This is a genomic window from Pseudoxanthomonas broegbernensis (assembly GCF_014202435.1).
Taxonomy (GTDB): domain Bacteria; phylum Pseudomonadota; class Gammaproteobacteria; order Xanthomonadales; family Xanthomonadaceae; genus Pseudoxanthomonas; species Pseudoxanthomonas broegbernensis.
The window spans coordinates 278,367-295,869 of record NZ_JACHGU010000005.1; the positions used below are offsets into that span (position 1 = coordinate 278,367).

Here is a 17,503-nt window from a genome sequence, read left to right on the forward strand (position 1 = left end):
CGGTGCCCGATCCTCGATCCGGCCCGGCCTGACCCAGGTCAAGGCACCCTTCCCGCCGCGGCGACAGACTGCGGCCATGCGCATCGAATACGTCCCCTTGCCCGGTCCACGCCAACGCACTTCGCCCGCCTGGCTGGCGCACGCGCCGCACCGCCTGATGTTCTTCATCGGCGCGGCCAACGTGCTGCTGGCGATGCTGTGGTGGGCGCTGTGGCTGGCGGCGGTGCGCTGGGGCGCGTGGACGCTGCCGCCGCCGGCGATACCGGCCGGCTGGCTGCACGCGTTCCTGATGCAGTACCTGGTGCTGCCCAGTTTCATATTCGGCTTCCTGCTGACCGTGTTCCCGCGCTGGATGGGGCTGCCGGACCTGCAGCGCCACCACTACCTGCCGGTGGGCGCGGGGCTGATGGGCGGCCAGTTGGCCATGCTCCTGGGCGCGGCCGGCTGGGAGGCGGGACTGATGGTGGGGCTGTGGATGGCGCTGGCCGGCTGGAGCACGGCGCTGATCGTCCTGGGCCGGTTGCTGGCCGACGAGAAGGGGCGCACCTGGCATGCGCGCTCGTGCTTCGCCGCGCTGGCGCTGGGCTGGCTGGGGCTGGCGATGTTCATCGCCTTCGCCCTGGGCGCATCGCCGGACTGGGCCTTCGCCAGCATCAAGCTGGGCGGCTTCGGCCTGCTGCTGCCGGTGTACGTCACCGTGGCCCACCGCATGTTCCCGTTCTTCGCCGGCAACTCGGTGCCGGGCTATGTGCCGTGGCGGCCGCTGTGGTGGCTGGGCGCGGTGTGGGCGCTGCTGATGGTCCACCTGGGCCTGGAACTCGCGCATGCCTATGCCTGGCTGTGGCTGGCCGACCTGCCGCTGCTGGCGCTGGCCGGCTACGCGGTGTGGCGCTGGTGGCCACGGGCGAAGATGCCGGGGCTGCTGGCGGTGCTGTTCATCGGCACGGCCTGGCTGCCGGCGACCTTCGCCCTGTACTTGGCGCAGAGCTTCACCTACCTGCTCAGCGGCGAATTCATCCTCGGCCGCGCGCCGATGCATGCGCTGTTCATCGGTTTCTTCGGCAGCCTGCTGGTGGCGATGGTCACCCGGGTGACGCAGGGCCATTCGGGCCGGCCGCTGCGGATGTACGGCATCGCCTGGTTCGCCTTCGTGGCGATCCAGGGGGTCGCCACGGTGCGGGTGCTGGCCGACGTGCTGCCCGACCCGGGACTGTGGCAGGCGGTGGCCGCGGTGGGCTGGCTGGTGGCGCTGTCGCCCTGGGTGGCGCGCATCGGCGGCATCTACCTGTCGCCGCGCCGCGATGGACGCCCGGGGTGAATCGGTGATCGAGTTCTATCCGCAGATCAAGTGGGTGCACGTGGCCGCGATCATGGCCAGCGGCAGCCTGTTCGCGCTGCGCGGCGCCGGCGCGCTGGCCGGGATGCGCTGGCCGCTGGCCGCGCCGGTGCGGTACCTGAGCTACAGCATCGACACGGTGCTGCTGACCGCCGCGCTGATGCTGCTGACCATCCTGCCGGGCGCGCTGTTCGCCAACGGCTGGCTGACCGTCAAGCTGGTGCTGCTGGTGGCCTACGTGGTGCTGGGAGTGCTGGCGCTGGGCCGGCGCGGCGGCCGCGGGCGCGGCCGGCGCGCGGCGTTCTACGTGGCCGCCCTGCTGGTCTACCTGCAGATGTACTGCATCGCCCGCGCCCACCACCCGCTGGGCGCGTTCTACCTGTTGTCCGGCTGAGCCGCATCCGACGGAGGCGCCGCACCATGGACCTGAGCGAAATGGAACTGCCCGACCCCTGCCTGCCGGCCTGTCCGCTGCTGCAGGAATCCTGGGACGCGGCCGGCATGTCGGCGCAGGCGCCCATGGGCGGGGAGTCGGCCGGCGAGGATTGACCGTGCGGCGGCGCGCGTACGCGCGGCGGCCGGGTCGGCGGCCGAAGCCGGCTTCCGCACGGAGGCGGCCGCGAAGGTGGACGCGTCACGCGCGCCGCAACTGGAAGTCGGCGAATCCCTCGCCCAGGGTGGCGCCGTCCGGCGGCGTCCACGGCGCATGCCGCGACGGGTCCAGGCGGCACTCCTGCACCACCCAGCGGCGCACGCCGCGGCGCGCCAGTTCGCGGCCCAGCGCATGCAGCTCGGGTTCCGGGTACAGGTCCGGGTGCCAGGTGGTGCGGCATTCGTAGTCCACACCGCTGTCCAGCAGCCAATCCAGCGCATCCCACACCGCGGCGGCGCCGAGGCGGCGGCCGGTGATCGCGGCATGGCGCGCAGGCGGCGCCTTGATGTCCAGGCCCACCCAGTCCAGTTGCGGCAGCAGCCGGGCCAGGCGCAGCGGGTACATGCCGCCGGTATGCAGGGCGGTGGCGAAGCCCAGCTCGCGCACCACGCGCAGGGCGCCGCCCAGCCCCGGTTGCAGGGTCGGCTCGCCGCCGGAGAAGACCACCCCGTCGAGCAGGCCGCGCCGCCGCCGCAGGAACGCGACCGCCCGTTCCCAGGCGATCGCGCGTTCGCCGCGCGCGGGCAGCAGTTCCGGGTTGTGGCAGTAGCCGCAGCGCCAGGGGCAGCCCTGCAGGAACAGGACCGCCGCCAGCTTTCCCGGGAAGTCGATCGTGGTCAGCGGCAGCATGCCGCCGATCCGGATCATGCCGCGCGTGCCGCTCCGGCCAGGACGGGGGCCGGCTCGGCGAAGAAGCGGCGTTCGGCATGCTCGCCCTGCTTGCCGATGTTGAAGCTGGAGACGGGACGGTGGTAGCCCATCACGCGGGTCCAGACTTCGCAGGGCTGGCGTTCCTCGTCGCGCAGGGTGGGGGCAAGGGTGGCGGTGGTCATGGGTGTGCTCCTGTCGGGTTGGGCCGACCATCGGGAGATGGGCGGTGGGTGAAACGGATGGCGCTGGTTTCACGCTGGCCGCGCAGCCAGCGCGGCTCGACGCCGACGGACGACCGGCCGGAGGCTGCCGGACGCTTTCCCGGCGGGGCCGGCCATCCGGCCGTGGCGAAGCGTTTCGCCGGCACGTCGTCCTGTTCCGGCGGCGCGGGAACCACGGCCTCAGGCCGCGCCCGCCAGCGCGCGCCGCTTCTGCGCCAGCTTCTCCTCGTCGCAGCGCGGGCAGAATGCGTGCTCGCCTTCCAGGTAGCCGTGCACGGGACAGATCGAGAAGGTCGGGGTGATGGTGATGTAGGGCAGGCGGAAGCGGGTCAGCGCGCGCCGCACCAGGTCGCGGCAGGCCGCGCCGCTGGAGACGCGCTCGCCCATGTACAGGTGCAGCACGGTGCCGCCGGTGTAGCGCGACTGCAGCGCCTCCTGCCGCTCCAGCGCCTCGAACGGGTCGTCGGTGAACCCCACCGGCAGTTGCGATGAATTGGTGTAGTAGGGCTTGTCGTCGCTGCCGGCCTGGAGGATGTCCGGCCAGCGCCGGCGGTCCTCCTTGGCGAAGCGGTAGGTGGTGCCCTCGGCCGGGGTGGCCTCCAGGTTGTAGAGGTGGCCGCTGCTTTCCTGGAACCGCACCATCCTCCCGCGGATGTGGTCGAGCAGGCGCAGGGCGAAGGCGTGGCCCCAGTCGCTGGCGAGGTCGTGGGCGTCGTGGGTGAAGTTGCGGATCATCTCGTTGATCCCGTTCACGCCCAGCGTGGAGAAGTGGTTGCGCAGGCTGCCCAGGTAGCGCTTGGTGTAGGGATACAGGCCGTCGTCGATGAGCTTCTGCACCACCTGGCGCTTGATCTCCAGGCTCTGCCGGCCCAGTTCCAGCAGCTCGTCCAGGCGCGCGTACAGCGCGGCCTCGTCGCCGCGGTACAGGTAGCCCAGGCGCGCGCAGTTGACCGTGACCACGCCCAGGCTGCCGGTCTGCTCGGCGCTGCCGAACAGGCCGTTGCCGCGCTTGAGCAGTTCGCGCAGGTCCAACTGCAGGCGGCAGCACATCGAGCGGATCATCCCCGGGTCCAGCTCGGAGTTGATGAAGTTCTGGAAGTACGGCAGGCCGTACTTGGCGGTCATCTCGAACAGGCGTTGCGCGTTGTCCGACTCCCAGGGGAAGTCGGCGGTGATGTTGTAGGTGGGGATGGGGAAGGTGAACACCCGGCCCTTGGCGTCGCCCGCGCTCATCACCTCGATGTAGGCGCGGTTGATCATGTCCATCTCGGCCTGCAGGTCGCCGTAGGCGAACGGCATCTCCTGCCCGGCGATGAACGGGGTCTGCCCGCGCAGGTCGGCCGGGCACACCCAGTCGAAGGTGAGGTTGGTGAACGGGGTCTGGGTGCCCCAGCGCGAAGGCACGTTGAGGTTGTAGATCAGCTCCTGGATGCACTGCCGCACCTGGTCGTAGGACAGCGCGTCCTTGCGCACGAACGGAGCCATGTAGGTGTCGAAGGAAGAGAACGCCTGGGCGCCGGCCCATTCGTTCTGCAGCGTGCCCAGGAAGTTGACGATCTGGCCCACCGCCGAGGACAGGTGCTTGGGCGGACCGGCCTCGACCCGGTTGGGGATGCCGTTGAGCCCCTCGTACAGCAGGGTGCGCAGCGACCAGCCGGCGCAGTAGCCGGAAAGCATGTCCAGGTCGTGGATGTGCAGGTCGCCCTCGCGGTGGGCCCGGCCGATCTGCGCCGGGTAGATCCGCTCCAGCCAGTAGTTGGCGGTGACCTTGCCGGCCACGTTGAGGATCAGCCCGCCCAGCGAGTAGCCCTGGTTGGCATTGGCGTTGACCCGCCAGTCGGCCCGGCTGAGGTACTCCTCGACCGTGCCCACCGGGTCCACCATCGGCGGCCCAGGGTGCCGTCGCACGCTGTCCTGAACGTCCATCCCATCCCCTTGATCCACAACATGTGGTGGGATCCTGGCACTTGACCACCACATGTTGTTTGACCTGGATCAAGCCGGCGCCACTTCCCGGCAACCGGGGGAGACAGGCTGTGATGGCCGTCGGCAATCCGTCGCCGGCGGGGCCCCCTACCCGGCCGGACCCTCGGCACGGGCGCCGTGCCCGGCGCCGGTCCATGCCTGGCCGGCCTGCGCCACGGCCGCGGCCCTCCTGGCCGGTGCGCGGGCGCGCCGGGGGTCAGTACGCGTACTGCAGTTGCAGCCAGAGCCGGTCGGTGTCCGCCGTGCGGGCGCGGTCGCCGCTGCGGTAGCGGGCCAGCTTCAGCAGGCCGCCCAGGCCCCTCACCCCGGGGATCGGGCGGGCGTAGGACAGGTCGATCTCGCGCCCGTAGCGGCCACCGCCGCGCTGCGGGGTGAAATCGTGGTACCCGGCCTGCAGGCTGCCGCCGGCCAGCGGCACCGCCGCGCCGGCATAGGCATCGTCCACGCCCTGCGCCGGGGTGGTGGCGAATACGTCGGCCCAGCCCTGGAAGACGTGCTTGGTGGCCAGCGGCGTCTGGAAGGCATGGTTGCCCGGCCCGTCGCCGCCGCCCAGCGACTCGTAGCCGGCCTTGAGCGTGGCCCCGCGCAGCGCATAGCCCAGCTCCGCCAGCAGGTAGCGGCTGTCCAGCCGCCACGGATTGCCATCCAGTTCGCGCTGGCGCGCGTATTCGGCGGCGTAGCTCCAGTCGCCGTGCCCGCCCTCCAGGCGCAGGCCGGTGGTGCGGCTGGCAAGGCTGCCCAACGGCGCGGCGGCGGCGACCGCGACGCCTTCCAGGTCCAGCCGGTAGTGGTAGGCGGTGGCGGTCAGCGCCGGCGCCAGGCGCCACCCGGCCCGCAGCAGGTGGCTGTGGCCTTCGATGTCGGCAGGATTGGCGCGGTGGGAGGCGGGGCTGTCCTCCGGCCCGAACACGGTGTTGATGCCGGCGATCCAGGCATAGTCCAGGGTCGTGCGCGGCGTGGGCGCCAGTTGCAGGCGCACGCCGTCGTAGGTCTGCTCGTTCTGCCGCCAGGCGCTGCCGCCGACGAAGCGCTGGTTGCCCAGGTTGATCCGCTGTCGGCCGAAGGTGGCCGCGTTGTCCCCGGCCGCGTAGCGGACCAGAGCCTGGTTGATCTCCGTACCGGCCGGGTCGGCGATCGCCGGATATCCGCTCCGGCCGTTGCGGGTGTCGTTGTAGCGGCCGCCGAGCCGGGCCACGCCGTCGGCCTCGGCCAGCGCCGACCAGCCATGCCGGGCCGCGGTGCGGTAGCCCAGCCGCGCGCGCAGCGTGTGCGCGTGCGCATCGTGGGCGATGCCCCGCTGCTGGGCATGCTCGTAGCGGTAGCGCAGGTCGAGGATCGGCCCGGCATCGCCGGCCGCGGCGGCCAGCGTCGGCACCAGGGCCAGGAACAGCGGGGAGGTGCGGCGGATGAGGCGTGCGATCTGCATGGCAGCGGTCCTGCGTGTGGGGTGCCCGCATGTTTGGACGCGCAGTGCGCGCGGCTCCTTGATTCGGATCAATCCGGGCCCCCGGTGCGCGCCGATCGCCGCTCCGCCTGATGCAGGTCAAGGCATCCGCATCGCGGCGCTGCGAACGTGGCATCGTCCGTTCGCCCACGAGTACCGCGATGTCCGCGCCGCTGGACCTGCGCCACCTGCCTCCGCCCGAGCCCATGCACCGCATCCTCGATGCGCTGGACGCACTGGCGCCCGACGCACGCCTAGAGGCGCTGACGCCGCAGCGGCCCGGGCCGCTGCTGCCGGTGCTGGCGCAATGGGGCTACGCCTGGCGGATCGACGAACTGGAAGGCGGCGGCGCGCGCATCGCGATCTGCCGGCGCGAGGACGAGGCCGCGCTGCTGGCCGACCGCGCGGCGGGATGAGCGGCCTGGCCCTGACCCGGGCACCGCCGCTGGGGCGCCCGCTGCGCTTCCTGGCCGCCTCGCCGCTATGGGGGATCGCCGCCGGATCGCTGCTTGCGCTGGATGGCGACGCGCTCGCGCTGGGCCGCTGGGCGCCGCCTGCGGTGGCGCTGGTGCATATGTTCACCCTGGGCGTGCTGGGCAACGCGATGCTCGGCAGCCTGCTGCAGTTCCTGCCGGTGGCCGCGGCCACGCCGGTGCCCGGCGCGCGCGCGTCGTTCCTGGCGCATGCGGCGCTGAACCTGGGCCTGGCGGTGTTCGTGGCCGGCCTGTACCGCTCGCACGCGCTGCTGGTGCCGGCTTCATCGCTGCTGGCCGCCGCCTTGCTCGCAGTGGCGCTGCCGCCGTTGCCGGCACTGCTGCGGCGCGGCGCGCAACGGCTGCTGCGCACCGCCCTCGGCACCGCACTGCTGGCACTGGCGGCGACCGTGGCCCTGGGCGTGCTGGCGGCGGCGGTGCTGGGCGGCCGCGCCGCGTGGCCACTGGACCGGCTGGTCGACGCGCATGCCGCGCTGGGCATGGGCGGCTGGATGCTGGTGCTGCTGGCGGCGGTGGGCAGCGTGACCCTGCCGATGTTCCAGGGCACCGCGGCGGTGCGGCCGCGCGCGCTCGCCGCCTGGCTGGCGGCCACCCTGGCGCTGCTGGCCGCCGCCGCGCTCGCGCGCCTGCACGGTGCGCCGTCGTGGGTGCCGGCACTGGCCCTGGCGGTGCCGTCCATCGCATTCGCCGCGGCGGTGCTGTGGCTGCAATGGCATGCGCCGCACCGGCGCAACCCGGCGCTGGTGCGCTTCTGGCGGGCGGGCGTGCTGGCCCTGGGCCTGGCGGCCGCGGCCGCCTGCGCGGCGGGCGCCGGCGCACCGGCGCCGATGGCCATGCTCGCCGGCACGCTGGCCATCGGGATCGCGGTGCCGTTGCTGGTGAACGGCATGCTGCTGGAGATCGTCGGCTTCATCGCCTGGATCGACCTGCGCGGCCGCTGCCCGCGCGGGGTGCGCATCCCGGCGGTGGGACGCCTGCTGCCCGACGGCGACAAGCACGCCGCGCTGCTGGCGCACCTGGGCGCGTCGGCATTGCTGGCGGCGGCCGTGGCGTGGACACCGCTGGCCCCGCTGGCCGGCGCCGCGATGGCCGCCGCCTATGCCGTCAGCGGCGCCTGCCTGCTGCGCTGCCTGCGGCGCATGCGCGATTTCGCGCGCGACCACGGAGAACCGCGATGAACACCAAGCCCCCCCTCGTCTACAGTTGCTCGGGCTGTTCCAGCGCGGCGCAGATGGCCAACCAGATGGCGCTGTGGCTGGACCGGGCCGGCGCGGCGGAGATGTCGTGCATCGCCGGCGTCGGCGGCGGCGTCGCCGGGCTGGTGCGCACCGCGCAGTCCGGACGCCCGATCCTGGCCCTGGACGGTTGCGTCCTGCACTGCGTGAGCGCGTGCCTGGAGCAGGCCGGCGTGCGCGCCGCCGCGCACCTGACCCTGTCCGACTACGGCGTGCGCAAGCGCAAGCACGCCGACTTCGATCCGGAACAGGCACGGGCGGTCTACGACGATGCGGTGCTGCCGGCGGCGCTGGCGCTGCACGCCGATGGCGGAAATGGCACCGATGCCGCGCACGGAACCGGCGCGCCGGAGGCGCCCGACCCCGGCCGATCGGACCCGGCTTGACCTAGATCAGGAGGCGCATGCGCGCGTACCGCTAGCATCGCTGCGCATCGTCACGTTGGCCCCGCGCGCATGGATCTGCCACAACGCCTGTCGCCGTTGCCGCTTTCCGCGGACGGCCCCCCGCGCCGGATCGCCACCGGCGCGCTGGCCGGCATGCGCCATGCGATCGACCGCATCGACGATGCCGTGGTGGCCCTGGCCGGCCTGCGCAGGCGCCTGGTCGATGCGGCCCATCGCAGCAAGCGCATGGCCGGGCTGCCGGTGCGCGACGGCGAACGCGAGACGCGGGTGCTGACGCGCGCGAGCCGGGTCGCCGCGCGCATGGCCGTGCCCGACGACACCGCCCGGGCGCTGATGCGCACCCTCATCTCCGACGCCTGCCGGCAGCAGGCCCGGACCGACCCGGTTGCGCCGCCGACGACCGCCGCCTTCCTGCCCGCCGCCGACCGGCTGCTGCGCCTGTTGCCGCCGCCGCGCCGCTGGCAGCCGCTGCTGCAGCGCCTGCCGCGCGCGGCGCACGCACCGCTGGCGGTGCGCCTGCTGCAGCGCGCCCTGGCCAGGCTGGACCCGGGCACCCTGGAGATCGTGCGCGACCGCCGCCTGGGCATCGCCGTGGACGACCTGGGCCTGGACTGGGTGCTGACTTGGCGCGACGGCCGCCTGCAGGCCTGCGACGCGCCGGCCGAGGCCATCGTGCGCGGCAGCGCCACCGACCTGCTGCTGCTGGCCGCGCGGCTGGAGGATGCCGACACCCTGTTCTTCCAGCGCCGCCTGGTGCTGACCGGCGACACCGAGCTGGGCCTGACCGTGCGCAACCTGCTCGACCGCCTGCCCTGGGAGGAACTGCCGCTGGGCCTGCGCATCGTCCTGCACCGCAGCGGCCGCCTGGCGCGCGCCGCGCGTGGCGCCCACCACGCCTGACCGCCACTGGAACCGCCATGCCCGCAATGCAAGCGCCGGCCGCCCCCCGCTGGCGCCCCGAACTGGAAGCGCAATACGCCGAACTGGGCGCCAGGCTCGAACCGCTGCTGCCGTGCCTGGAATGGCCGCTGCACCTGCCCTGGATCGACGCGATCAACACCCTCAAGCGCGAGCGCGGCGCGGTGATCATGGCCCACAGCTACCAGTCGCCGGAAATCTTCCACGGCGTGGCCGACGTGACCGGCGACTCGCTGGCCCTGGCCCGCGCGGCGGCCGACTGCGACGCCGGGCTGATCGTGCTGTGCGGCGTCCACTTCATGGCCGAGAGCGCGAAGATCCTCGCCCCGGACAAGACCGTGCTGATCCCGGACCCGGAGGCCGGCTGCTCGCTGGCGTCCTCGATCGCCGCCGCCGACGTGCGCGCGCTGCGCCGCCTGCATCCCGGCGCGCCGGTGGTCAGCTACGTCAACACCAGCGCCGAGGTGAAGGCCGAGTCCGACGCCTGCTGCACCTCGGCCAACGCCGCGCAGGTGGTCGAGGCAATGGCCGCGGACAGCGGCGCGGACAAGGTGATCTTCCTGCCCGACCGCTTCCTGGGCCACCACGTGGCCCAGCAGACCGGCATCGAGCTGGTGCTGTGGAACGGCCGCTGCGAGGTGCACGAGCAGTTCACCGCGCAGCAGGCGCGGCACGCCCGCGAGCGCTTCGACGCGCGCCTGGTCGCCCATCCCGAGTGCCCGCCCGAAGTGCAGGACGAGGCCGACTTCGTCGGTTCCACCACCGCCATGGGCGCCTGGCTGGAGAAGGAGAAGCCGCGGCGGGTGGCGCTGATCACCGAATGTTCGATGGCCGACAACCTGCGCGTGCGCTTCCCCCAGGTGGAGTTCGTCAAGCCCTGCAACCTGTGCCCGCACATGCAGCGCATCACCTTGCCGGCCATCCACGCCTGCCTGCGCGACCTGAGCCACGAAGTGCGCGTGCCCGCGGCGGTGGCCGCGCGCGCGCGCCGCATTGGAGCGGATGCTGGCCGTGGGCCGGCACGACCGCGCATGAGCGCGCGCCGCGGCCTGCCGCTGGTGGTGGTCGGCAGCGGCGTGGCCGGGTTGTCGGTGGCGCTGGCGGCGGCGCCGCGGCCGGTGCTGGTGGTCGCCCGCGGCAGCGACGGCGGCGACAGCGCCAGCGCCCGCGCGCAGGGCGGCATCGCCGCCGCGGTGGGGCCGGGCGATACGCCGATGGCGCACGCGCACGACACCCTGGAGGCCGGCGCCCATCACAACGACGGCGCGTCGGTGCAGTACCTGGCCGCGCGGGCGCCGGCGGCGATCGCCCGCCTGCAGGCGCTGGGCATGGCGTTCGACCGCGACGGCGAGCGCCTGCGCCTGGGCCGCGAGGGCGGCCACCATGCCGACCGCATCGTCCACGCAGGCGGCGATGCCAGCGGCGCGGCGCTGCTGGCCGCGCTGCTGCGCACGGCCCGGGCCGCCGGCCACATCCGGTTCCGCGAAGGCGTCCAGGCCGAGGCCCTGCTGCTGCGCGCCGATGCCGTCGCCGGCATACGCCTGTGCGACGCGCACGGCGACACGACGCTGGTCGAATGCACCGAAGCGGTGCTGGCCACCGGCGGCATCGGCGCGCTGTTCTCCGCCACCACCAATCCGGCCGGCGCCGACGGCAACGGGCTGATGCTGGGCCTGGCCGCCGGCGCCGCCGCGCGCGACCTGGAATTCGTCCAGTTCCACCCGACCGCGCTGGCGACCGGCGATGACGGCACGCTGCCGCTGGTCACCGAGGCCCTGCGCGGTGCCGGCGCGCGCCTGTGCGACGCGCACGGCCGCTCGCTGAGCGCCGGCCTGCACCCGCTGGGCGACCTGGCCCCGCGCGACCTGGTCGCGCGCTGGGTATGGAAGGAGACCTGCCGCAACGGACACGCCTGGCTGGACGCCACCTTGCTGGGCGACGCCTGGCCGGTGCGGTTTCCCACCGTGCACGCGGCCTGCCTGGCGCACGGCCTGGACCCGGCGCGGCAACGCATCCCGGTGGTGCCGGCCGCGCACTTCCACATGGGCGGCCTGGCCTGCGACCGCGACGGCCGTACCGGCGTGCGCGGCCTGTACGCGGTGGGCGAGGTGGCCTGCAACCGCGTCCACGGCGCCAACCGGCTGGCCAGCAATTCGCTGCTGGAAGGGCTGGTGTTCGGCCACCGCCTCGGACGCCGGCTGGCCGAGGCCGGCGCGCTGCCGCCGGTCGCGCACGGCGCGCACCGCTGGGCCGAGCGCGGCGCGGCGGCCGACCCGCAGGCGCTGGCCCGGCTGCGCGCATTGCTGTGGAACGCGATGGGCCCGGTGCGCGACGGCGGCACCCTCGCCTCCGCCCTGCGCACGCTGGATGGCGACATCGGCATGCCGGGCGGCTGGCAGCGGCGGCTGGCCATCCTGCTGCTGGCCACCGCGCTGCAACGCGGCGCCAGCCTGGGCGCGCACTACCGCAGCGACGCGGCATGAACCAGGAGCGGCGGCGAGCGCCGGGCGACTGCGGACGGGCGCCTACGGCGGGGCCACGGTCGCGTAGCCCTCCCGCTGCAGCAAGCGCAGCGTGGCCTCGACGATCTCCACGCTGCGCCCGTGCGGCGCGCCTTCGTGCAGCAGGACGATGGCGCCCGGCCGCAGGCCGCGGCCGATCCGCCGCAGCACCTTGCCCGGGTCGGCGTCGACCGCGTCGTAGCCGCGCGCGCACCAGGCCACCCGGACCAGGCCGTGGCGGCGCAGCGACGCGGACACGAACGGATTGGTCATGCCCACCACCGAGCGGAACCAGCGCGGCGGCGCACCGGCGATCTGCGCCAGTGCCTGCTGCGCGTGGGCGATCTCCCGGCCCATCGCCCGCGGCCCCAGCGCCCAGAAGCGCGACTGCGGATGGGTGTGGCTGTGGTTGCCGATGCCGTGGCCGCGGCGCAGGATCTCGGCCACCAGGTGCGGCCGCGCCTGCGCACGCGCGCCGACCAGGAAGAACGTCGCCCGCGCGCCGTGCCGTTCCAGCACGTCCAGGATCGCTGGGGTGTCGTCGGACGGGCCGTCGTCGATGGTCAGCCACGCCGCCCGCTCGGCGGTCGGCAGGCGGGCCAGCACCGGCCCGTAGAACGTGGCCCGCGGCAGGAACACCGGCACCAGGAACAGCGCGTGCGACAGCAGCAGCGCCGGCAGGCCCCACGGCCAGCCCAGCCGCCACCAGACGATCGCCACCGCGAGCTGAGAAAGCGCCAGCCATGCCGCCCAGGCATGCGGGCGGCGCGGAATGCAATGCTGTGTGTCCAGTGCGCTCATCGCCGCATCATGCCACGCGGCGTAGAATGACCCTTTCCGAACAACCCCACTGCCGCGAGTCTTCCATGTCCCTCGACCCCGCCCTGCGTTCGCGCATCGAATCGCTGCTGCAAGCCAACCGCGTCGTGCTGTTCATGAAGGGCCAGCCCGGCATGCCGCAGTGCGGCTTCTCGGCCAAGGCCAGCGGCGTGCTGGAGGACCTGGGCGTGGAATACGGGCACGTCAACGTGCTGGCCGACCAGGACATCCGCGAGGGCATCAAGGCCTTCGGCAACTGGCCGACGATCCCGCAACTGTACGTGGACGGCGAGCTTGTGGGCGGCAGCGACATCGTCGAGCAGATGGCCGCCAGCGGCGAGCTGTCGCAGTTGCTGGGCCTGCCGCCGCCGGACCGCACCCCGCCGCGGGTGGCCGTCACCGAGGCCGCCGCCGAGAAACTGCGCGGTGCGCTGGGCGATGCCGGCGACGCGGCACTGACGCTGTCGATCGACGCGCGCTTCCAGCCGCGCTTCCAGATCGCCCCGCGCAACGACAACGCCATCGCGGTGGAGACGGCCGGCCTGCGCATCCAGTTCGACCCGGCCAGCGCACGGCGCGCCAACGGCATCACCATCGACTGGATCGACGACTTCCGCGGCCAGGGCCTGTCCATCGACAACCCCAACGCGCCCAAGCCGGTGCAGGCGATCGCCCCGGCCGAGGCCGACCGCCAGGTCCGCGCCGGCGAGCTGGTGCTGGTGGACGTGCGGCCCGCGGACGAACGCGCCCAGGCCGCGGTCGCCGTGGCCCACCGCACCCTCGACGGCGAAGGCCGCGCCGAGCTGGAGGCGCTGCCGAAGGACGCGCGGCTGGCCTTCCTGTGCCACGTCGGCGGGCGCAGCGCCCAGGTCGCCGAGGAATTCCGTGCCCTCGGCTTCGGCCAGGTGTTCAACGTCGAGGGCGGCATCGACCGCTGGTCGTCCGAAGTGGACGGCAGCGTGCCGCGCTACTGAGCGCCCCGGCCCCGCAACCGCCCCGCGCCGCCGACTAAGGCCGGCGGCCTGGCGCCGGCGCCGACGTCAGAAGCCGCCGCCCGCCTCCAGCCAGGCCCGCTCCTGCGCCGTGCTTTCCCTGCCCAGGGCGCGGTTGCGGTGCGGGAAGCGGCCGAAGCGGGCGATGACGTCCTCGTGCGCCACCGCGAAATCCAGGTAGGTCGCATCGCCCAGGGCGCGGAACAATTCCACCGAGCGCCGCTGGTCGGCCGGGTCCTCCGAGTGCTCGAACGGCAGGTAGAAGAACGCGCGCAGCACCGGCTCGAACGCGGCATCGTGCCCGGCCGCCAGCGCGCGCCCGGCGTAGTGCAGGGCCAGGCCGTCGGTGGCGAAGGCGTGGCCGCTGCCGCGGAACACGTTGCGGGGAATCTGGTCGAGCAGCAGCAGCAGCGCCAGCGCGCCCTCCGGGCCGTCCAGCCACGGCTCCCGTTCGCGCCGCGCGGCGGCGTGGTGCGCGCCAAGGAAGCGCGCCTCGCACTGGCGGTCGAAGGCCTCGCCACCGTTGAACCAGGCATCGATGCCGGCTTCGCGCCAGAACCGCACCACCTCCTCGGCCGTCGTCATCGTCACTCTCCTTTCTTCACGCGTGCGCGCAGCATGCCGCAAACGGCGTGCAGGCCGCATGCGCGCGGCAGTCGCGGTGCGATGGGCTGGCCCGGGCCAGCCGGGCGCCGGAGTGCCGGCGCAGCCGGGCGGGGCCTGCGGGAGGCCGCGCCTCGCGCCCCCGTGCGCCCCCGGCGCGGCAGCCATGCGGTGGCGCCGATGGTCGCGCCCGACACCCGGTTTGCGCTAGGGTTCGAGTCCCGGCACGAGGTGGGCGCGGAGGCATCATGCGTATCGGAATCGTGGTCGATTCGGCTTGCGACCTGCCGGCCGATTTCATCCGGCAGCACGGCATTGTGCTGTTGCCGATCACGGTGCGCATCGGCGAGGCGGAGCTGGTGGACCACCGCGACGAGGAGGCCACGCTGGCCTTCCTGCACGCGCACGTGGCCGAGCGCGGCCACGAGGCCCAGACCACGCCGTTCACCGTCGAGCAGATCCGCGACCTGTTCCTGCGGCGCCTGGTGATCGACTACGACCACGTGTTCTGCCTGACCATCTCCAAGCTGCGCAGCCAGATCCACGAGAACGCGCTGCAGGCAAGCTTCGCCATCCTCAACGACTACAAGCCGGTGCGCCAGTCGGCCGGCTACAACACCCCGTTCGCGCTGCGGGTGATCGATACGCTGAACCTGTTCGCCGGCCAGGCCATCACCGCGGTGGAGGCGGTGCGCATGCGCCAGTCCGGCGCCAACGTGGCCCAGATCCGCGCGCGCCTGGAGCACCTGGCGGAGAACACCATCGGCTACATGATCCCGCGCGACCTGTACTACCTGCGCGCCCGCGCGCGGGCCAAGGGCGACCGCAGCGTCGGCCTGGTCGGCGCGGCGCTGGGCAGCGCGCTGGACATCAAGCCGGTGCTGCGCGCCTGGCGCGGGGTCACCGAGCCGGTGGCCAAGGTCAAGGGATTCGAGGCGGCCGCGCGGAAGATGTTCCAGGTGGCGCAGGAGCGCGTGCGCGAAGGGCTGATGACGCCCACCCTGAGCCTGGGCTACGGCGGCGAGCTGGCCGAGATGCGCGCCCTGCCCGGCTACGACGAGCTGCGCCAGACCTGCCAGCGGCACGGGGTGGAGGTATTCGAGAGCCTGATGAGCCTGACCGGCATGGTCAACGTCGGCAAGGGCGCGGTGGCGGTGGCGTTCGCGTCCGAGCCGCACCGCTTCGGCTGAGGCGGCCGGGTTGCCGCCCCGGGCACGATGGCGCAGGCTGGAGGCATCGGCGGCCGCGTCGGCGGCATCGCCCCCCGGGAGTTGTTCCATGTCCGTGCGCTACCTGATCCGCCTGCCCCGCCCCGAGCGCGCGCGCGGCGCCGAACCGGCGCTGGCGTTCACCGCGCACGGCGCCGAGGCCTTCGCCGAGCAGTTGCAGGACGCCCTGCGCACCCCGGCGCTGTTCGAGCGCTGGCGGGCCATGCAGCCCGACCCCGACGAGGTCGACCCGGCCCTGGGTGCGACCGACCCGCACGCCGCGGTCGGCGGCGACCAGCACGACCTGCACGTGGACCTGGTCGCCACGACCGGGCTGTCCGGCACGATCCTCAAGCATCGCCTGCGCCTGCTCGCCGGCAACCACTGGGAACTGCGCGACGTCCGCGCCTGACCGCCGCGGCCGCGCGGCGCCCTCCCCTCCGTTCCCGCACGCGGGCTACGGGCCGCCGGCGGGCGCCGTCGTCCGGCCCTCCTCGCCCGGCACCCTGCGTTCGGCGACCCGGTTCCGGCCCTGGCGCTTGGCGTCGTACAACGCCGCGTCCGCCGCGGCGAGCAGGGCATCGGGCTCCGATCGGTCCACGGCATCGATCAACCCGACACCGAGGCTGACCGTGACCACGGCCGGCGGCGCCAGGCCCGGCAGCCGCATGCGCTCCACCGTGGCGCGCATGCGCTCGGCCACTTCCAGCACGCCCTCGCGCGAGGGCGACGGCACCACCACCGCGAACTCCTCGCCGCCATAGCGCGCGACGAGGTCCGCTCCGCGCATCGCGCAGGCCGCCAGCGCCAGCGCCACCTCCTGCAGGCACCGGTCCCCGGCCTGGTGCCCGTAGCGGTCGTTGAACCCCTTGAAGTGGTCCACGTCGGCCAGTATCAGCGCCATCCCGCGGCCGTCACGGCGGGCGCGGCTCCATTCCGAGCGCAATACCTGGTCGAACTGGCGGCGATTGGCCACGCCGGTCAACCCGTCCAGCCGCGCCAAGGCATCCAGCGCCTCCTGCCGTTCCAGCAACCCGACCTGCATGAGGATGCTGCGCACGCCGAAGCCCAGCATTGCCGTCACGAAGCCGGCCACCGCCAGTCGCGGATGGCCATCGACGATCAGCGCCGACACGATCAGCAGCGCCAGCGGCAGGATCAGCGAACCGCCCACGTCCACCATCCTCGCCAGGCGGGGCGACACCGGCCACGGGTCGCCGCCCCGCGACCGCACCCGCATGGCGGCCACCGCCAGCGCCAGGAACGGCAGGTCGATCACGACATCCACGCGGCCGCCGAAGCCGGCATCGGTGGAGAAGTGGTTGATGTAGCCGGCGACCAGCAGGTAGAGGCCCGAGAACAGCGCGAGCGTGCGGAAGAACGCGCGCCGGGCCGCCTCCGCGGTCGCCACGTACCGCACCAGCGCGGAAACGGCGATGAAGGCGTTCTCCAGGTCGAACATCAGCCTGAGGTTGTCCACGCCCTGCGCGTCGACGCGGCTGCCGGTGACAAACGAGAACGTGTGGACGAAAAACAGGTAGCCCAGCATCAGCGCCAGTGCGCCATCGATCAGGTCCACATACCGCGGCCCGCCGCGGGCGTGCGCCAGGACGAACACCAGGGGCACGCCATAGAGCACGTAGAGCAGCATGCTGGCGCCGGCCATGGCGGCGCTGCCCAGCCAGACTTGCTGGTGCATGTTGAGCGCCATCCCGCCGGCCCACAACACCATCGCCAGCGCCGCGGCGAACCAGCCGGACGCGGCCTGCCCGCGGCTGCCCCGCCACAGGCAGGCCACGGCCGCCAGCAGGGGCGCGCCGATCAGGAAGAGGAAGGAAAGCACGGCGGCATGGCCCGGCAGCAACGACAAGGCCAGTCCGTGGCAGAGCAGGTACATCGCAGCCAATACCGCCGCCATGGGCATCTCTTCCCGGTACGGTGGAAGGCCACGATACCGCGTTCGCGGCCGGCCCCGTACCCGCGCCCTCGTACCCTACCGTCACGCAGGACGCAGGGCGCGGCATGCCGCCGGGATC

Annotated in this window: 18 protein-coding genes; 11 read left to right on the forward strand and 7 right to left on the reverse strand. The window is 73.5% G+C overall.

Annotated elements, in window-relative coordinates; translation table 11 throughout:
• The first annotated feature begins 76 nt into the window (after positions 1-76).
• From HNR76_RS12015 to HNR76_RS15610, 3 genes are read left to right on the forward strand one after another with little or no spacing between them, the layout of a single operon-like run.
• On the forward strand, positions 77-1,318 hold the full coding sequence (locus HNR76_RS12015; RefSeq protein ID WP_162310184.1) for an NnrS family protein: 1,242 nt from the start codon (positions 77-79) through the stop codon (positions 1,316-1,318).
• 4 nt (positions 1,319-1,322) lie between these two features.
• Positions 1,323-1,730 carry a SirB2 family protein gene (locus tag HNR76_RS12020; protein ID WP_162310403.1) on the forward strand — a complete coding sequence of 136 codons (408 nt, stop codon included), beginning with the start codon at positions 1,323-1,325 and terminating at the stop codon, positions 1,728-1,730.
• Between the two features lie 26 nt (positions 1,731-1,756).
• Positions 1,757-1,885, forward strand: a complete 129-nt coding sequence (locus HNR76_RS15610) for a hypothetical protein (RefSeq protein WP_281383387.1) — start codon at positions 1,757-1,759, stop codon at positions 1,883-1,885.
• 85 nt (positions 1,886-1,970) lie between these two features.
• Here the strand turns inward: HNR76_RS15610 and HNR76_RS12025 are convergent, their stop codons facing one another.
• The 4 genes from HNR76_RS12025 to HNR76_RS12040 form a co-directional block, all read right to left on the reverse strand.
• Positions 1,971-2,636: an anaerobic ribonucleoside-triphosphate reductase activating protein gene (locus tag HNR76_RS12025; RefSeq protein ID WP_162310183.1), complete on the reverse strand. Its 666-nt coding sequence runs from the start codon at positions 2,634-2,636 to the stop codon at positions 1,971-1,973.
• A complete protein-coding gene (nrdD, locus tag HNR76_RS12030; protein WP_162310182.1) occupies positions 2,633-2,821 on the reverse strand; it encodes an anaerobic ribonucleoside-triphosphate reductase in 189 nt (62 codons plus the stop codon). Before nrdD ends, HNR76_RS12025 begins: the two co-directional genes overlap by 4 nt.
• A gap of 219 nt (positions 2,822-3,040) precedes the next feature.
• Positions 3,041-4,786 carry a ribonucleoside triphosphate reductase gene (locus tag HNR76_RS12035; protein WP_246429120.1) on the reverse strand — a complete coding sequence of 582 codons (1,746 nt, stop codon included), beginning with the start codon at positions 4,784-4,786 and terminating at the stop codon, positions 3,041-3,043.
• Positions 4,787-5,042: 256 nt separating this feature from the next.
• A complete protein-coding gene (locus tag HNR76_RS12040) occupies positions 5,043-6,272 on the reverse strand; it encodes an alginate export family protein (protein ID WP_162310181.1) in 1,230 nt (409 codons plus the stop codon).
• Positions 6,273-6,451: 179 nt separating this feature from the next.
• Here HNR76_RS12040 and HNR76_RS12045 point away from each other — a divergent pair, with 179 nt between their 5' ends.
• The 5 genes from HNR76_RS12045 to nadA all read left to right on the forward strand — a co-directional run bounded on the left by HNR76_RS12045 (position 6,452) and on the right by nadA (position 11,827).
• On the forward strand, positions 6,452-6,706 hold the full coding sequence (locus HNR76_RS12045) for a DUF2249 domain-containing protein (RefSeq protein WP_162310180.1): 255 nt from the start codon (positions 6,452-6,454) through the stop codon (positions 6,704-6,706).
• Positions 6,703-7,962: a hypothetical protein gene (locus HNR76_RS12050; RefSeq protein ID WP_162310179.1), complete on the forward strand. Its 1,260-nt coding sequence runs from the start codon at positions 6,703-6,705 to the stop codon at positions 7,960-7,962. Before HNR76_RS12045 ends, HNR76_RS12050 begins: the two co-directional genes overlap by 4 nt.
• The gene (locus tag HNR76_RS12055; protein ID WP_162310178.1) at positions 7,959-8,405 is read left to right on the forward strand and encodes a putative zinc-binding protein; all 447 of its coding nucleotides are present in this window, start codon (positions 7,959-7,961) and stop codon (positions 8,403-8,405) included. Before HNR76_RS12050 ends, HNR76_RS12055 begins: the two co-directional genes overlap by 4 nt.
• Before the next feature lie 69 nt (positions 8,406-8,474).
• Entirely contained in the window at positions 8,475-9,326 is an 852-nt protein-coding gene (gene ubiT / locus HNR76_RS12060) for a ubiquinone anaerobic biosynthesis accessory factor UbiT (protein WP_162310177.1), read from the forward strand.
• A 17-nt stretch (positions 9,327-9,343) separates the two neighbouring features.
• Positions 9,344-11,827, forward strand: a complete 2,484-nt coding sequence (nadA, locus tag HNR76_RS15450) for a quinolinate synthase NadA (RefSeq protein ID WP_246429121.1) — start codon at positions 9,344-9,346, stop codon at positions 11,825-11,827.
• A gap of 42 nt (positions 11,828-11,869) precedes the next feature.
• Here the strand turns inward: nadA and HNR76_RS12075 are convergent, their stop codons facing one another.
• Positions 11,870-12,646 carry a polysaccharide deacetylase family protein gene (locus tag HNR76_RS12075; protein ID WP_162310176.1) on the reverse strand — a complete coding sequence of 259 codons (777 nt, stop codon included), beginning with the start codon at positions 12,644-12,646 and terminating at the stop codon, positions 11,870-11,872.
• Between the two features lie 65 nt (positions 12,647-12,711).
• Here HNR76_RS12075 and grxD point away from each other — a divergent pair, with 65 nt between their 5' ends.
• A complete protein-coding gene (gene grxD, locus HNR76_RS12080) occupies positions 12,712-13,638 on the forward strand; it encodes a Grx4 family monothiol glutaredoxin (protein WP_162310175.1) in 927 nt (308 codons plus the stop codon).
• A gap of 66 nt (positions 13,639-13,704) precedes the next feature.
• Here grxD and HNR76_RS12085 read toward each other — a convergent pair whose 3' ends face one another.
• The gene (locus HNR76_RS12085) at positions 13,705-14,241 is read right to left on the reverse strand and encodes a DUF924 family protein (RefSeq protein ID WP_162310174.1); all 537 of its coding nucleotides are present in this window, start codon (positions 14,239-14,241) and stop codon (positions 13,705-13,707) included.
• Positions 14,242-14,507: 266 nt separating this feature from the next.
• Here HNR76_RS12085 and HNR76_RS12090 point away from each other — a divergent pair, with 266 nt between their 5' ends.
• Together HNR76_RS12090 and HNR76_RS12095 are read left to right on the forward strand one after the other, a co-directional pair.
• Positions 14,508-15,449, forward strand: coding sequence for a DegV family protein (locus HNR76_RS12090; protein ID WP_162310173.1), 942 nt, complete (start codon positions 14,508-14,510; stop codon positions 15,447-15,449).
• Between the two features lie 88 nt (positions 15,450-15,537).
• Positions 15,538-15,879 (forward strand): hypothetical protein, encoded by a 342-nt coding sequence (locus HNR76_RS12095; RefSeq protein ID WP_162310172.1) that lies wholly within the window; start codon positions 15,538-15,540, stop codon positions 15,877-15,879.
• A 45-nt stretch (positions 15,880-15,924) separates the two neighbouring features.
• Here the strand turns inward: HNR76_RS12095 and HNR76_RS12100 are convergent, their stop codons facing one another.
• Positions 15,925-17,385, reverse strand: coding sequence for a GGDEF domain-containing protein (locus HNR76_RS12100; RefSeq protein WP_162310171.1), 1,461 nt, complete (start codon positions 17,383-17,385; stop codon positions 15,925-15,927).
• Positions 17,386-17,503 lie beyond the last annotated feature (118 nt).

Excerpts from the sequence above, each read along its gene's own strand:
- HNR76_RS12015 (WP_162310184.1), top strand. The coding sequence starts at position 77 with ATGCGCATCGAATACGTCCCCTTGCCCGGTCCACGCCAACGCACTTCG.
- HNR76_RS15610 (WP_281383387.1), top strand. The coding sequence starts at position 1,757 with ATGGACCTGAGCGAAATGGAACTGCCCGACCCCTGCCTGCCGGCCTGT.
- HNR76_RS12025 (WP_162310183.1), bottom strand. The coding sequence starts at position 2,636 with ATGATCCGGATCGGCGGCATGCTGCCGCTGACCACGATCGACTTCCCG.
- nrdD (WP_162310182.1), bottom strand. The coding sequence starts at position 2,821 with ATGACCACCGCCACCCTTGCCCCCACCCTGCGCGACGAGGAACGCCAG.
- HNR76_RS12035 (WP_246429120.1), bottom strand. The coding sequence starts at position 4,786 with ATGGACGTTCAGGACAGCGTGCGACGGCACCCTGGGCCGCCGATGGTG.
- HNR76_RS12040 (WP_162310181.1), bottom strand. The coding sequence starts at position 6,272 with ATGCAGATCGCACGCCTCATCCGCCGCACCTCCCCGCTGTTCCTGGCC.
- HNR76_RS12045 (WP_162310180.1), top strand. The coding sequence starts at position 6,452 with ATGTCCGCGCCGCTGGACCTGCGCCACCTGCCTCCGCCCGAGCCCATG.
- HNR76_RS12050 (WP_162310179.1), top strand. The coding sequence starts at position 6,703 with ATGAGCGGCCTGGCCCTGACCCGGGCACCGCCGCTGGGGCGCCCGCTG.
- HNR76_RS12055 (WP_162310178.1), top strand. The coding sequence starts at position 7,959 with ATGAACACCAAGCCCCCCCTCGTCTACAGTTGCTCGGGCTGTTCCAGC.
- ubiT (WP_162310177.1), top strand. The coding sequence starts at position 8,475 with ATGGATCTGCCACAACGCCTGTCGCCGTTGCCGCTTTCCGCGGACGGC.
- nadA (WP_246429121.1), top strand. The coding sequence starts at position 9,344 with ATGCCCGCAATGCAAGCGCCGGCCGCCCCCCGCTGGCGCCCCGAACTG.
- HNR76_RS12075 (WP_162310176.1), bottom strand. The coding sequence starts at position 12,646 with ATGAGCGCACTGGACACACAGCATTGCATTCCGCGCCGCCCGCATGCC.
- grxD (WP_162310175.1), top strand. The coding sequence starts at position 12,712 with ATGTCCCTCGACCCCGCCCTGCGTTCGCGCATCGAATCGCTGCTGCAA.
- HNR76_RS12085 (WP_162310174.1), bottom strand. The coding sequence starts at position 14,241 with ATGACGACGGCCGAGGAGGTGGTGCGGTTCTGGCGCGAAGCCGGCATC.
- HNR76_RS12090 (WP_162310173.1), top strand. The coding sequence starts at position 14,508 with ATGCGTATCGGAATCGTGGTCGATTCGGCTTGCGACCTGCCGGCCGAT.
- HNR76_RS12095 (WP_162310172.1), top strand. The coding sequence starts at position 15,538 with ATGTCCGTGCGCTACCTGATCCGCCTGCCCCGCCCCGAGCGCGCGCGC.
- HNR76_RS12100 (WP_162310171.1), bottom strand. The coding sequence starts at position 17,385 with ATGGCGGCGGTATTGGCTGCGATGTACCTGCTCTGCCACGGACTGGCC.